The following is a 12477-nucleotide window of genomic DNA, read 5'->3' as shown; positions in this document are numbered from 1 at the left end:
CGACAACGGGGGGACGGACATGGGCGGACATCGCCGGGGGCAGCGCAGACGCAGCGAGCAGAGGACGGTGCGCGAGGTCGCCGCACTCGTCGCGGAGCCGGGGTCGCAGTACGGCAGCCGCTGGAACGCGGAGCCGTACAGATTCTGCGACTGCGACGACGAGGAGTGCGTCGGCGGCGCCGTCTACTGCGAGAACAGGGTCTACGCGCACGAGGAGCTGGGCCGCGTTCTCGGCCGACCGGACCGGCAGCGCGGCGCCTCGTAGGGTGGCAGGCATGACCACGCGCCCCGCCCCTGCGACCGTGCCTCGTATCGTCGGGCGTCTCGTCCTCGGCGCGTTCCTGGTGTTCGCCGGACTGAGCCACCTGTTCTGGGCCCGGCAGGAGTTCGCCGCGCAGGTACCGACGTGGATGCCGCTCGACACCGATCTCGTGGTGGTCGCATCGGGTGTCGTCGAGGTGGTGCTGGGCCTGGCTCTCGTCGCCCTGACGCGGTACCGGGTGGCGGTGGGGTGGGTCACGGCGCTGTTCTTCGTCGCCGTGTTCCCGGGCAATATCTCTCAGTTCGTCACGCACACAGACGCTTTCGGGCTGGACACCGATCGGGCACGAGGTATCCGGCTGCTGTTCCAGCCATTGCTGGTGATCTGGGCTCTGTGGGCCACCGGCGCCTGGTCGGCGTGGCGAGCACGTCGGCGATGACCGGTCAGCCGACGGCCCGCGTCGTCATGCGGTGCACCTCGGCCGAGTAGGCCACCAGGGTCACGAGATCCACGGACACGGGCGCCGACGTCACCGCGCGCACCTGTTCGGCGACCGCAAGCTCCACCGGCCATCCGTACGCACCGCCCGAGATGAGCGGGAACGCGATCGAGGATGCTCCGAGCGAGTGAGCCAGGAGAAGGGAGCGCTCGTACGCTGCGCGCAGGATCGGCGAGCGGTCCTCGCGCGCCGAGTACCGCGGCCCCACGGTGTGGACGACCCACCTCGCCGGCAGGCGGCCTGCGGGCGTCGCGACGGCGGCACCCGTGTCGAGTCCGTTCGGAAGGGTCGTCGCCCGCAGAATCTTGCAGGCGTCGAGGATCTCTCGTCCGCCTGCGCGGTGGATGGCGCCGTCCACCCCGCCTCCACCGAGGAGGGTCGAGTTGGCGGCATTGACGATCACGTCCGCGCGCACGGTGGTGATGTCTCCGGTGACCACATCGATGACACTCATGCTGCTGCTCCTTCTGCGAGGCGACGTCCCAGATCCGCGAGGTCCGCGGCTCGTCGTCCGGGGTACCCGTGCAGGATCGTGGTCCACGCCTCGGGGATCACCGAGGCGCCCCAGCGTGCGCCGAGAAGCCCACCGGCTATGGCCGCGGTGGTGTCGGTGTCGCCGCCCGCGCGGACACACGCCTCCAGCGCCGCTGTCAGCTGGTCCACGTTCTCCTCGGTGGTCGTGATGGCCGACCAGGCCGTCTGGAGCGCGTGCACCACCCACCCGTTCCTGTCGAAGTCCGACGGGCGCCCCTTCTCCGCGGCGTCGAGCAACGGCGCCCAGGTGTCGCGCACCGACGGCTCCGCCGCGTCGAGGTACAGCGAGATGCCGTCGTAGGTGCCGTGCAGGACGGCGTGCCGGATGCCGGCACTCCAGATCTGGCATGCCTCCCCCGCCTGCGGATCACTGTGCGTCAGGGCGCTGATCTGCGCAGCGGCCACCGAGAGCTGATCCGGGTCGTCGAGATACGCCAGCGCCACCGGGGCAGTTCTCATCAGCGAACCGTTGCCACCTGTCCTGCCGGACAGTCCTGCGGCGACGGCGGTCATCTCGGTAGCCGACCTGCTGCGCCGGGACAACACCGTGCGCGTCTGGATACCGACGTCCGCCGGGTTCGTGTCGATCCAGGCCACGAAGTTCGCCGCGACGCCGTCGAGTCCCCGGCCCTCCACCAGCGCCTCGGCGATGCAGAGGGCCATCGACGTGTCGTCCGTCCACTCGCCGGGCGCCCAGTCGAAGGTGCCGCCGCCGATCATGTCGATCACCGTCTCGGGCGTCGGGTAGCCGAACTCGTATCCGGCGCCCAGTGCGTCACCGGCTGCGGTGCCGAGCACGACGCCCTCGGCGCGGTTCTTCTGTTCGTCGGTCAGCTTCATGTCGTCCCCTTTGCTCGTTTGTGCGCTAAACATAACGCACCACTGCGCTAAGCTGCAACCCATGCCCTCCGATCTGACGACGTACCCACGACCGTCCGTCGCTGTCGACGTCGCCGTTCTCACCGTCCACGGCGGAACGCTGAACGTGGTGACGGTGGAATCACCCTGGGGAGCTGCACTTCCCGGCACATTCCTGCATCCGGGCGAGACACTCGCCGATGCGGCGAGGCGCGCGTTGAGCACCAAGGCCGGCATCGACGGCGTCGAGTTCCATCAGATCCGGATGTTCGACGCTCCCGACCGCGACGATCGAGGATGGGTCCTGTCGATGGCGCACTGCGCGGAGGCGCCCACCGACTCCCTGCCTTCCGGCACCGATCTCCTGGCCGTCGAGGCGGATCGGCCTGTGGAACCGATGGCCTTCGACCATGCCGACATGGTGTCGGCCGCCGTGGGCGACCTGCGGTCTCGCTACCTCACCCGTCCTGATCCGTCGCACCTGCTGGGGACCACCTTCACGCTGCTCGATCTGCGCACCCTGTACGAGACCGTGTTCGACCGCCCGCTGCGCAAGGACACCTTCCGCCGTCATGTGATCGGGGCGCTGGTCGGTACGGGCGCCACCACGTCGGCTGCGGGCGGACGCCCCGCCGAGCTCTACGAACGCAGGCCCGACGAGACGTTTGCCGGGTCCATCGCCGCGCTGCTCGTGTGAGTCAGTTGGGGGTCGGGCGCCGTGGCGTCGGGATCCACCACGCCAGCGCAGAACCCGCCTGCACCACCACCAACGGCCACACCATCGGGGAGTGCACCAGCGCCACCGCCCACACGAGGGCCACTGCCGTCACGACGATGCGTGCCGAACGTCGGCGTTGCACGATCATCGTCGCGAGCACCCCGTGCCCCACCGCAGCGACGACGAGAACGAACGCCCACGCATCGGCGAGTGAGCCCACGAACATCGCGCCAGGCGACTCGTCCGCACTCGCGAAGGCAGCGAGGGCACTGACGACGACGGCGCCGAATCCCGCGATCGCGGCGACACACGCCACCGCACACTGGGTCGCGAACGCGACGAGCACGGCCAATGATGTTGCGTTGGTCAGACTTCCAATACCGCTGGAAGGAACGGGCAGAGTGGTCGAGTGCATGGTGAAGGCCTTCCGATCGTCCGCCGTGGCGCGGTACAGCGTTCGACGCCGCAACCACCCGCTCGGTTCCCGGCGCGCATTTCTGCACACAGAACGGTTCCGGATGGTCGGATGTGCCCGTGGGGACACCGTTGTGTGCAGTGGGAGCACGGAACCGCAGGAGCGGAGCGTGCGTCCAACGACGTGTGCGCAGGAACTGTGGGGTACTCGCTGTCGCGGCAGTCGTCGCGTCACTCACCGGGTGCGGTGGGGTGAGCGGCACCGCCGAGCCGGTCGCGATGGAACTCTTCGACCCCTGCACCGTGGTACCCGACGAGGCCATCCGGGCGGCGGGGGCAGATCCGGCGACGAAGGACGACGGTGGCCCACTGAATTCGGGCCAATGGAAGTCCTGCGCGTGGGCGGGCGATTCATTCTTCCTGGACGTTCAAGCCACAACCCGCACGCTCGACGAGTTCCGGAGCAATCCGACCTACACGGAACTCCGTGAGGTCGACGTCGCGGGTCGCACCGCCGCCGTGTCTTTCCGACTCGCCGAGAATGCTGACCCGTCGCGCAGTTGCGTGGTGGCATTCGACTGGAAACGCGGCACAATCGCGATCCTCATCGACACGAAGCTCACCCACGCAGCGGAGACCGATCCATGCGTTGCCGCACTCGGGTCGAGCAACGTGTTGTCCTCTTATCTACCGACATGACAAGGACTAGCCATGACGGCTGAGCTCGAGACAACGCCAGAGCAAGCGGCACGGTGCGCGTCAGCGTGTGACGACTACATCGACGGTCTGACTTCCGTCGCGCATCTTGCGAGCAGTATGAACGTCCGCGGTGGTTTTGGAACTCTGCCCTCCGGACTCGCGTTGGAGCGCAAGTACTCCGACCTCACCCACGGCCCGGAGGGTTCACTGAGCTCCGTGCTCGCGGCCCACATCACCGCCGTCACCAACCTCCGCGAGGCCTTCCTCGAAGCGGGTCGCGGGTACCAGGAAACGGAGGACGACTCGACGTCCCGCATCGCCAACACCGGCCCTCGCTGACCGACCCGCACTACTTCCAGCCACCCACACCCCGCTCCACCGGCGGAAAGGGATGTGCGCACCACGCAACCCGTGCACACCACCGCTACGAGCCGCCAACCAACGGTAAGCACCACCCAGCCGACCGACCCGCACTACTTCCAGCCACCCACACCCCGCTCCACCGGCGGAAAGGGGTGTGCGCACCACGCAACCCATGCACACACCCGCTACGAGCCGCCAACCACCGTCGCACACGCACCGACCGACCGACCGCCCCACACGCAACCAGCGCACACCCCAAGCCCGACCCCTACCGCTCAGGCACACCGACCACGGTGAAGGGCTCCACCGGAGTGCCCCCACGCTTGTCGAACTGGCTGTTGACCACCAGCAGCTGATCGTCGACGTCGGCGACGGTGGTGGGGTAGGCGAAGCTGGGGTCGGTGATCTCACCGGTCACCCGCCCACGGTTGCCGTCGTCGTCGAGATCGACTGTGGCGATGAGGCTGTCGCGGTTGCGAACCACGTAGAGCGTGTCGTCCTCCATCTCCATGCCATCGCCGTTCTGAAGTGTCGCGCCGCCGAGGTCCACCTGCGTGACGGCCTTGGAGTCGCGGGCCACGCGGTACAGGTTGCCGGTGCTGGACTGCACGATCACCAATGCGTTGTCGTCGTCCGCCTCGACGATGCCGTTGGCGTTGAAGCCCTCGCCGTACGCGAACGGGGATCCGGTGAAGTCGACGAACGGCTCCAATCGGCCCTCACCGGTGGCGTTCGCCGGGATGCGCCACAGCGTGGGGTTGCGCGAGTCGGTGATGAAGGCGTCGCCGTTGTCGGCGATGACGACGTCGTTGAGGAAGGTGGCGTCCTGGCCGAGCCCGTTGGTGAACTTCCCGCGCAGTGCGCCGGACTCGGCGTCGTAGATCCAGACGGTGCCGGTCGCACCGCCCGCCACGACGAGGGTGTTCTCGTCGTCGTCCCCGTCGACGTCCAGTCCCGCCGCGCCGGTGCGACCGTCCTGTCCACCGGGGAGGAACGGTTCGACGGTGGTGTTGCCGACCGTGCCGCGGAAGATGGCGCCGTCGGAGGTCGACGAGACGTAGAAGGTGTCGTCGTCGGCGGTGATGCCCTCGGGGAACACGCCGGTTCCCGGCAACGTGTAGACGGTGGCGTTCGAGGCGGCGCCCGAGGACGTACTCGCCGCCGACGACGACGGAGCAGTGCTGGAGGACGCCGGAGCAGCGCTGGAGGACGCCGGCGTCGCCTGCCCCTCCTCGCTCGACGACGAGCAACTGGTCAGAACGAGGGCGGTGGCGCCGGCGAGGGCGACAGCGGCGGACAGTCTGGTGCGGTTCATGACTCCACCATGCCCCATTGGTCCGAAAAGCGAGGTCAGGCTGTGTGACGGTCCGAACGAGAGGTGTTGTCGATGGCGACCTCGAGGTACTCGCCGAGCTGCTCCTGCAGGTTGCGGTCGAGTGTGCGGCCGAGCAACGAATGCACGGAATCGACTGCGAGAGTGCGCATGATCTGCAACATCTCGGTGGCTCGGAGGACGTCGTCACCCTCGGGAATCCAACCCTCGCCGTAGCGGTCGACGATGTGACTCTTCACAGTCGAGATCATGTCCTTGGACATTCCGTCGACGGCCGCATGGAGCCGTTCGTGGATGTCCATGACCTCGCGGATCCCGAAGCCGTAGGTCGCGAGGGAGGTGAAGCCCTGCAACAGCTTCGGATCGGTGAATGTGCACCGGTCACCGTCGACACGCGCGAGTCCGTACTCCACGAGCCTGGACAGCTGGACGCCGTCGGGGTCGCCGAGCATCTGCCGCGCCTCGTCGACGGAGACCGACTGCACCTCGCCGGTCGTCGACCACGGCTCGGTGAGGGCGCGCTGCAGACCGAGAACCTCGGTGAGGTCCTTGCCGCTCTCCCAGCCATCGATGAAGTCGCTGATGTGTGTGGTCGTGTAGCCGCGCTGGAGCAGGATGTCGATCAGTCGCAGCCGGGCGAGGTGCGAGTCGTCGTAGATGCCGACCCGCCCCCGCTTACGCGGGGGCGGGAGCAGTCCACGCTCACGGTAGGCCCGGACGTTGCGCGAGGTCGTGCCCGCGGCATGAGCCAGTTCGTCGATGCGGTACTCGGTCATCGACTCACTCCTCCACTCGGCCGGACCTCCAGACTAACGCTCGGTCACACCGCGGCGACGACCTCGTCGACCGGTGCCGTCGCTGCCGCCGTCACCGAGTAGTCCGGCAACAGCACCGTCTCGAGCTGCTTGACGTACTGCGTGGCGAAGCCCGGGAACATCGTGGCGTTGAAACCGTCCTCGGTGAGGTACCAGCTCGAGCACCCCGAGTTCCACGTCGTCTTGGTCAGCCGCTGCTGCAGGTCCGCGTTGTACTCGGCCTGCACCGAGGCGCGGACGTCGAGCACGAAGTTCTGGTTCACGGCGGTGGCGATGGCATCGACCAGGTAGTCGATCTGCGCCTCCATGTAGACCAGGGCGGAGCTGTGGCCGGGTCCGGAGTTGGGCCCGAACGTGAAGTACATGTTCGGGTACCCGGACACCGCGATCGACTTGTAGGCGTGCGCTCCCCGGCTCCACTCGTCGGCGAGGACGCGCCCGTCGCGCCCGGTGATGGGGATCGGCGACCCGGTCTTGGAGACGTCGAACCCGGTGGCGAAGACGATCGCGTCGAACTGATGCTCGACTCCCTCGACCGTGCGGATTCCCTTCTCGGAGATCTGTGCGATGGGCCAGGTGACGAGCGTGCAGTTGTCCTTCTGCAGCGCCGGGTAGTACTTGCTGGTCATCAGCAGGCGCTTGCAGCCGGCGCGGAACTCCGGCGTCAGCTGGCGCCGCAGCCACGGATCCGGAACCTGACTGCGTAGGTGCAGCTTCGACACTCCCTCCACCACGCGCGTGAGCGGCGAGTTCCAGACGACCCCGAGGGCGACCGACTCGTGGCCCCAGAACCAGGCCTTGCGCGCGACGCTCTGACTGAAGGGCACGCGGCGGTAGATCTCGCGAGTCAGTCCGCGGGTGCGGAAGTTGGTGCGGGGCAGCACCCACCCCGGCGTGCGCTGGAAGACCTTGACCGACTCGGCGACCTTCACCAGCTCGGGAACGATCTGCACGCCGCTGGCTCCGGTGCCGACGACGGCGACCTTCTTGCCGGCGAAGTCGTAGTCGTGGTCCCACCGGGCGCTGTGGATCTTCGCTCCCGCGAAGGTCTCGACGCCGCGGATCTTGGGCAGGCTGACGTTCGCCAGCGGTCCCGACGCCATCACGACGGTGCGGGCGAGGACGGGTTCCCGGTCCTGGACCGAGATCTCCCAGAGCGACCGGGACTCGTGCCAGGTGACGTCCACGACGGTGTGACCGAACCGGAGGTAGCGGCTCAGCTCGAACTTCTCGACCATCGAGTCGATGTAGCCCAGGATCTCCGCACTCCCGGAGTAGGTGTGCGACCAGTCCGGATTGGGGGCGAAGCTGTACGAGTACAGGCGGGACGGAATGTCGCAGGCTGCACCGGGATACGTGTTGTCACGCCAGGTCCCACCGGCACGTGTGCCGCGTTCGAGGATGGCGATGTCGCGAATCCCCCGTTGCTGCAGCCGGATCGCGGCACCGATGCCGGCGAATCCGCCTCCGATGATGGCGGTGGAGAGAATCTCGGTCATGCGACGGGCTCGTACGTGAGTTCCTTGGACCACGTGGGCTGCGGGCGCAGCAGCCGCTTCGGGTACTTGGCCGTCAGCGTCACCATCGAGTCGGCGAACTTGTGGTACGGGTGGTCGCGGTTGATGACGACGCTCCCGTGCCAGCTGATGAAGCGGTACATCGGCAGACGCTTCGGGAACTCGCTGCGCTCGCCCACCTTCTTGAAGCGCTTCATCGCGGTGTAGAGGCGCTCCTCGTCGACACCCATCTCGACGATGTTGTCCCGCATCTTGTTCAGCAGTGGGATGTACCGCAGGGTGCCGATGATGAGCGACGGATGCATCCAGGCGCCGATCGTCTCGACGAGAATGCGGCGCATCTTCGCGTGGCCCAGCAGATCGATGACCTCGAAGTCGACGGCGAGGTGCCGCGACTCGTCGGCGTTGATGCGCTTGAACACTTCCTGGCAGACCGGGTCGTCGATCTCGTCGACGATGAACTTGACCAGCGCACCGTCGAGCGCGACCTCGAGCATCGGGATGACGGTGCCGAGCACGGCGAGCGGCGTCTGATCCGAGTACTTGTCGAGCCAGTCGATGATCAGCTTGACGTTGACGTTCGGCTGCGGGATCTCGTCGTTCTCGAGCATGCCCCAGCGACGCATCAGTGCCAGTTCGGCATTCGCGTGCTTCTGCTCCTCCGCGTGGAAGTAACGGTAGATCTCGCGCAGCGTCTCGGTGGGCGCCTTGCGTGCCATCGCGGCGAATCCGCGCGCGCCGACGTTCTCGATCCACATGAGGTCGGACAGGAACGGCTTGAGCTTGGCGTGCTGCTCGGGCGGGATCATCTCGGCACCGGGGGCGTCCCAGTCGATGTCCGCGAGGGACCACTGGCGGTCCTTGATCTTGTCCAGCATGGCGTCGAAGTCGAAGGCCATCGTCATACTCCTGTCGAGGCGGAAACAGCGGGAAGGGACTGTGGGGCGGGCTCGCCGGGGAGCAGGCGGTCGAGCAGCCCTGCTCCGCGGGTGTAGAGGGTGGGGAGGAGCCGTTTCGTCAGCCAGATGGCTTTCGCGTCGAGCTGGGGCACGACGTAGAGGCGGTTCCTGTCGTGCGCGTCGAGCGTGGTGACGGCGATCCGCTCGGGTGAGAAGCCGGTCCATCGCATCAACTTCTGCGCGAGTTCCGTGGAGCGCTCGGTGATGCGACCGTCGACCGCGACGTTGGTCTTGACGAAGGTCGGGCACAGCACGGTCACGTGGACATCCGACCCGGACAGTTCCGCCGCCAGAGTCTCGGACAGCGACATGACGCCCGCCTTGCCGACGTTGTAGGGCCCCATCGTCGGTGCCGCGGCGAATCCCGCGGCCGAAGCCACGTTGATGATGCCGCCGCGACCCGCGGTACGGAGCAGCGGAACGAACGTCTCGCATCCGTGGACCACTCCCCACAGGTTGATGCCGAGCGCCCAGTTCCAGTCCTCGAACCCGATGTCGCCCACTGGCTTGCCACCGATGCCGACGCCGGCGTTGTTGATCACGAGCGTCGGCGCGCCACCGAACTCCAGTTCGGCGAACAGCGCGAGATCCTCGACCTGCGACTGCACGGCGACGTCGCACTGGACGGCGAAGCCGGGGCCGTCGAGCATCCGCACCGTCTCCTCGGCGCGTTCGAGCGAGATGTCCGCGCAGACGACGCGGCCACCGCGGCGGGCGATCTCGAGCGCGAAGGCGCGGCCGATGCCACTGCCGGCGCCGGTGACCACGGCGTCCGCCCCGTGAGTGAGGCGTGGTCTGGATCGAGAGAACATCAGTGTCTCGTCTCTGTTCGATGGAGGGCTGTCAGGGCATGTGCGGCGCGGGCGAGTGCCCGGTCCGCTTCCGGGCTGATGCGCGGCAGAGCCTGGAACACGTGCATCTGGTCGGGCCAGATCTCGAGCGTGCAGGTGCCACCGGCATCGACCACCAGATCGCGCAGGTGCTCGGCGTCGGCAACGAGCATCTCCGCACCGCCGGCCTGAACCACGAAGTGCGGCAGTGCCGTTCCCGCCTCGACCGCGAGTCGTAGGCGCCGCCCGTCGGGATCCTCGCCGCGTGTGTAGAGCGCGGTGAGTGCCCGCGCCGCCGCTGCGGAGATCATCGGGTCGCGACGGATGCGCTCCCGGTTCTGCGCGAGGGTGAAGGTCAGATCGATCAACGGCGAGAACAGGAGGACCGCACTCGGCTGCGGAACCGATCGTCGGGCGTTGTCCAGCACCAGGTCCAGCGCGAGGTGACCGCCCGCCGAGTCACCGGCCACGACGACCGACTCGGGTGCGTGGCCGCTCGACAGCAGCCAGCGGTACGCCCGCTCGACGTCGTCGGCTGCGGCGGGGAAAGGGAACTCGGGGGCGAGTCGGTAGTCGACCACGAAGACCGGACGCTGCGTCGCGCGGGAGAGCCGCGACGCCAAGCCGCGGTGCGTCCGTGCGGAACAGATCGCGTACGCGCTGCCGTGCAGATAGAGGATCGGGCCGGCGGTGTCCACGGAACCGTCCCCACCTTCGACCGGACTCCGGCCTGCCCGATCTTCGACCGGCCTCCGGCCTGCCCCATCTTCGACCGGCCTCCGGCCTGCCCGGGTGTCGACCCACTCCCCGACCACACCGTCCTCGCGCACGGTGCGGACGACCGTGCCGGGTGCGATTCCGCCGCAGGCACGCATGGCCACCTCGACGAGGATGCGGGCGACGCGTTCGCCGCCGCGCCCGAACGGCAGTCGGGACGCGATCGGTCGCAAGGTCGACTGCGTGACTCGGGCCGCGGCGCGGGACCGCAGGGACCCCCGCTCGGGGATCGGACGCGTCGATGTCATGCCGGAAGCGTCACGGATGACTGTGCCATTTGTCAATGGCCTATAGTTCAATGAAACAATCTTCGGTGTAGTCCGGAGTGCCGGACACACCCGGCCGACGAGGGGAAGACATCGTGGCGATCGACTCCGCGGACACCGCCGTCCGCACACTCCGACTGCAGGTCGACGAGGTGATCCGCGAGACGGCGGACGCGGTGACGTTGGTCCTGTCCACCGCCGACGGCAAGGCTCTGCGCTACCGCCCGGGCCAGTTCCTCACGGTCGAAATTCCTCTGAGCGACGGCGGTTCCGCCGCACGGTGCTACTCGTTGTCGAGCAGTCCCGACACCGGCGAGCGCCCCGCGATCTCCGTCAAGCGCACCGCGGGCGGCCTCGGGTCCACCTGGTTGTGCGACACCGCGACGGCAGGATCCGCACTGACGACACTGGCTCCCGCGGGCACCTTCGTTCCCGCGCGATGGGATCGCCCGCTCGTCCTGGTCGCCGCCGGCAGCGGCATCACGCCCGTGATGTCCATCCTCAAGACCGCGTTGGCGTCGCACGACGGACGGGTCGTGTTGTTCTACGCGAACAGAGATCCGGACTCGGTCATGTTCGCCGCCACCCTCGACGATCTGCAGCAGCAGCATCCGGACCGCCTCACGGTGCGGCACTGGCACGAGTCGGCGTCGGGCCTGCCCACTGCCACCGGTCTCACCGACGCCGTCTCCGGCATCGCCGACGCCGACGCGTACCTCTGCGGGCCGGAGCCGTTCATGGAGGTGGCGCAGCAGGGGCTCCTCGCGGCGGGGGTGTCGCCCGAGAACATCCACCGTGAGGTGTTCACGTCGATCACCACCGACCCGTTCCACACCACCCTCGTCGAGACGTCCTCGGCCACGGGCGTTCCCGTGTCCGCGGAGGTCGAGGGCGACGATCACTCGTTCCACTGCGCACCCGACACCGTGCTGCTCGACGCCATGCTCGCCGAGGGAATCGACGCCCCGTTCGTGTGCCGCGAGGGCAACTGCGGCGCCTGCGCGTTCACTCTCGTCAGCGGTGACGTGCACATGCGCGTCAACGACACGCTGGATCAGTACGAGCTCGACCGGGGAGTGCGCCTGGCCTGCCAGTCGGTGCCCGTGTCCGACGCTCTCACCATCCGCATCGACTGACCGACCGAATCCCTCACACCACAGCCGCACCAGGAGACCTCATGCCCGTCATCACCAAGCACGTCGAGATCGCCGCACCGGCGTCGGCGACCTTCGACTACCTGTCCTCGTACGAGAACGTGCCGGACTGGATGTTCGGCGTCACCTCGTTCGTCCCCGTCGGACCGGTGTCGCGCGGCACCGGCGATCGCTTCGACGCCGAGATGAAGCTCGGACCCAAAGCTCTGCACTCCACGGTGGACATCGTCGAGTGGGTCGACGGTTCCGTCATCGCGTTGTCGTCGGTGAAGGGTTTCGAGACCAGTTCTCGCTGGGTGGTCACCCCCGTGGACGACGGACACTGCGTCGCCGACGTCGAGTTCCGCTACGAGTTCCCCGGCGGGTTCACGGGCAAGGCACTCGCGAAGGTGGTCGAACCCTTCATCAACCAGGGGATCTCCGTCACCGATCGCACCCTGCGCTCCCGGTTGGAGTCGCCGCGCAGCACCTAGACTCAC

At 67.8% G+C, this 12477-nt stretch carries 16 protein-coding genes; 7 read left to right on the top strand and 9 right to left on the bottom strand.

The genetic code is table 11. The features are described 5' to 3' along the window. Positions 1–19 precede the first annotated feature (19 nt). Both QE449_RS06160 and QE449_RS06155 read left to right on the top strand, forming a co-directional pair. Positions 20–265, top strand: coding sequence for a hypothetical protein (locus QE449_RS06160; RefSeq protein ID WP_027504915.1), 246 nt, complete (start codon positions 20–22; stop codon positions 263–265). Positions 266–275: 10 nt separating this feature from the next. Beyond that, on the top strand, positions 276–701 hold the full coding sequence (locus tag QE449_RS06155) for a DoxX family membrane protein (RefSeq protein WP_056448542.1): 426 nt from the start codon (positions 276–278) through the stop codon (positions 699–701). 4 nt (positions 702–705) lie between these two features. Here QE449_RS06155 and QE449_RS06150 read toward each other — a convergent pair whose 3' ends face one another. Both QE449_RS06150 and QE449_RS06145 read right to left on the bottom strand, forming a co-directional pair. Next, on the bottom strand, positions 706–1215 hold the full coding sequence (locus tag QE449_RS06150; RefSeq protein WP_056448287.1) for an O-acetyl-ADP-ribose deacetylase: 510 nt from the start codon (positions 1213–1215) through the stop codon (positions 706–708). Beyond that, on the bottom strand, positions 1212–2135 hold the full coding sequence (locus tag QE449_RS06145; protein ID WP_307108471.1) for an ADP-ribosylglycohydrolase family protein: 924 nt from the start codon (positions 2133–2135) through the stop codon (positions 1212–1214). The genes QE449_RS06150 and QE449_RS06145 overlap by 4 nt, the downstream gene beginning before the upstream one ends. A 61-nt stretch (positions 2136–2196) precedes the next feature. Between QE449_RS06145 and QE449_RS06140 the strand changes: the two genes are divergently transcribed. After that, positions 2197–2850: an NUDIX domain-containing protein gene (locus tag QE449_RS06140; RefSeq protein WP_307108470.1), complete on the top strand. Its 654-nt coding sequence runs from the start codon at positions 2197–2199 to the stop codon at positions 2848–2850. 1 nt (position 2851) lies between these two features. Here the strand turns inward: QE449_RS06140 and QE449_RS06135 are convergent, their stop codons facing one another. Beyond that, the gene (locus QE449_RS06135) at positions 2852–3217 is read right to left on the bottom strand and encodes a hypothetical protein (protein ID WP_307108469.1); all 366 of its coding nucleotides are present in this window, start codon (positions 3215–3217) and stop codon (positions 2852–2854) included. Between the two features lie 320 nt (positions 3218–3537). Between QE449_RS06135 and QE449_RS06130 the strand changes: the two genes are divergently transcribed. Together QE449_RS06130 and QE449_RS06125 are read left to right on the top strand one after the other, a co-directional pair. After that, positions 3538–3984 (top strand): DUF3558 domain-containing protein, encoded by a 447-nt coding sequence (locus QE449_RS06130; RefSeq protein WP_051613148.1) that lies wholly within the window; start codon positions 3538–3540, stop codon positions 3982–3984. Between the two features lie 117 nt (positions 3985–4101). Then, the gene (locus tag QE449_RS06125) at positions 4102–4323 is read left to right on the top strand and encodes a hypothetical protein (RefSeq protein ID WP_307108468.1); all 222 of its coding nucleotides are present in this window, start codon (positions 4102–4104) and stop codon (positions 4321–4323) included. 292 nt (positions 4324–4615) lie between these two features. Here QE449_RS06125 and QE449_RS06120 read toward each other — a convergent pair whose 3' ends face one another. From QE449_RS06120 to QE449_RS06095, 6 genes are read right to left on the bottom strand one after another with little or no spacing between them, the layout of a single operon-like run. Then, positions 4616–5662: an SMP-30/gluconolactonase/LRE family protein gene (locus tag QE449_RS06120; RefSeq protein ID WP_307108467.1), complete on the bottom strand. Its 1047-nt coding sequence runs from the start codon at positions 5660–5662 to the stop codon at positions 4616–4618. Positions 5663–5697: 35 nt separating this feature from the next. Further along, complete coding sequence (locus QE449_RS06115; RefSeq protein WP_222632787.1) at positions 5698–6456, bottom strand: MerR family transcriptional regulator; 759 nt, start codon at positions 6454–6456, stop codon at positions 5698–5700. A 44-nt stretch (positions 6457–6500) separates the two neighbouring features. Further along, complete coding sequence (locus tag QE449_RS06110) at positions 6501–7994, bottom strand: NAD(P)/FAD-dependent oxidoreductase (protein ID WP_222632788.1); 1494 nt, start codon at positions 7992–7994, stop codon at positions 6501–6503. Continuing rightward, a complete protein-coding gene (locus tag QE449_RS06105) occupies positions 7991–8911 on the bottom strand; it encodes a hypothetical protein (RefSeq protein ID WP_027504905.1) in 921 nt (306 codons plus the stop codon). The genes QE449_RS06110 and QE449_RS06105 overlap by 4 nt, the downstream gene beginning before the upstream one ends. A 2-nt stretch (positions 8912–8913) precedes the next feature. After that, positions 8914–9783 carry an SDR family NAD(P)-dependent oxidoreductase gene (locus QE449_RS06100; protein ID WP_307108466.1) on the bottom strand — a complete coding sequence of 290 codons (870 nt, stop codon included), beginning with the start codon at positions 9781–9783 and terminating at the stop codon, positions 8914–8916. Further along, positions 9783–10826 (bottom strand): alpha/beta hydrolase, encoded by a 1044-nt coding sequence (locus QE449_RS06095; protein ID WP_307108465.1) that lies wholly within the window; start codon positions 10824–10826, stop codon positions 9783–9785. Before QE449_RS06095 ends, QE449_RS06100 begins: the two co-directional genes overlap by 1 nt. 113 nt (positions 10827–10939) lie before the next feature. On the opposite strand from QE449_RS06095, the gene QE449_RS06090 reads away from it, so the two are divergent. Both QE449_RS06090 and QE449_RS06085 read left to right on the top strand, forming a co-directional pair. Further along, the gene (locus QE449_RS06090) at positions 10940–11980 is read left to right on the top strand and encodes a ferredoxin--NADP reductase (RefSeq protein ID WP_307108464.1); all 1041 of its coding nucleotides are present in this window, start codon (positions 10940–10942) and stop codon (positions 11978–11980) included. Between the two features lie 41 nt (positions 11981–12021). Then, positions 12022–12471 (top strand): SRPBCC family protein, encoded by a 450-nt coding sequence (locus QE449_RS06085; protein WP_051613146.1) that lies wholly within the window; start codon positions 12022–12024, stop codon positions 12469–12471. Positions 12472–12477: the final 6 nt, after the last annotated feature.

The organism is Rhodococcus sp. SORGH_AS_0303, from assembly GCF_030819335.1.
In the GTDB taxonomy this organism is placed as follows: domain Bacteria; phylum Actinomycetota; class Actinomycetes; order Mycobacteriales; family Mycobacteriaceae; genus Rhodococcoides.
This window is presented reverse-complemented; position numbering and strand designations above follow the sequence as displayed.

What these genes read in the sequence shown, in the direction of transcription:
- QE449_RS06160 (WP_027504915.1), top strand. Translation starts at nt 20, where the DNA reads ATGGGCGGACATCGCCGGGGGCAGCGCAGACGCAGCGAGCAGAGGACG.
- QE449_RS06155 (WP_056448542.1), top strand. Translation starts at nt 276, where the DNA reads ATGACCACGCGCCCCGCCCCTGCGACCGTGCCTCGTATCGTCGGGCGT.
- QE449_RS06150 (WP_056448287.1), bottom strand. Translation starts at nt 1,215, where the DNA reads ATGAGTGTCATCGATGTGGTCACCGGAGACATCACCACCGTGCGCGCG.
- QE449_RS06145 (WP_307108471.1), bottom strand. Translation starts at nt 2,135, where the DNA reads ATGAAGCTGACCGACGAACAGAAGAACCGCGCCGAGGGCGTCGTGCTC.
- QE449_RS06140 (WP_307108470.1), top strand. Translation starts at nt 2,197, where the DNA reads ATGCCCTCCGATCTGACGACGTACCCACGACCGTCCGTCGCTGTCGAC.
- QE449_RS06125 (WP_307108468.1), top strand. Translation starts at nt 4,102, where the DNA reads ATGAACGTCCGCGGTGGTTTTGGAACTCTGCCCTCCGGACTCGCGTTG.
- QE449_RS06120 (WP_307108467.1), bottom strand. Translation starts at nt 5,662, where the DNA reads ATGAACCGCACCAGACTGTCCGCCGCTGTCGCCCTCGCCGGCGCCACC.
- QE449_RS06115 (WP_222632787.1), bottom strand. Translation starts at nt 6,456, where the DNA reads ATGACCGAGTACCGCATCGACGAACTGGCTCATGCCGCGGGCACGACC.
- QE449_RS06110 (WP_222632788.1), bottom strand. Translation starts at nt 7,994, where the DNA reads ATGACCGAGATTCTCTCCACCGCCATCATCGGAGGCGGATTCGCCGGC.
- QE449_RS06105 (WP_027504905.1), bottom strand. Translation starts at nt 8,911, where the DNA reads ATGGCCTTCGACTTCGACGCCATGCTGGACAAGATCAAGGACCGCCAG.
- QE449_RS06100 (WP_307108466.1), bottom strand. Translation starts at nt 9,783, where the DNA reads ATGTTCTCTCGATCCAGACCACGCCTCACTCACGGGGCGGACGCCGTG.
- QE449_RS06095 (WP_307108465.1), bottom strand. Translation starts at nt 10,826, where the DNA reads ATGACATCGACGCGTCCGATCCCCGAGCGGGGGTCCCTGCGGTCCCGC.
- QE449_RS06085 (WP_051613146.1), top strand. Translation starts at nt 12,022, where the DNA reads ATGCCCGTCATCACCAAGCACGTCGAGATCGCCGCACCGGCGTCGGCG.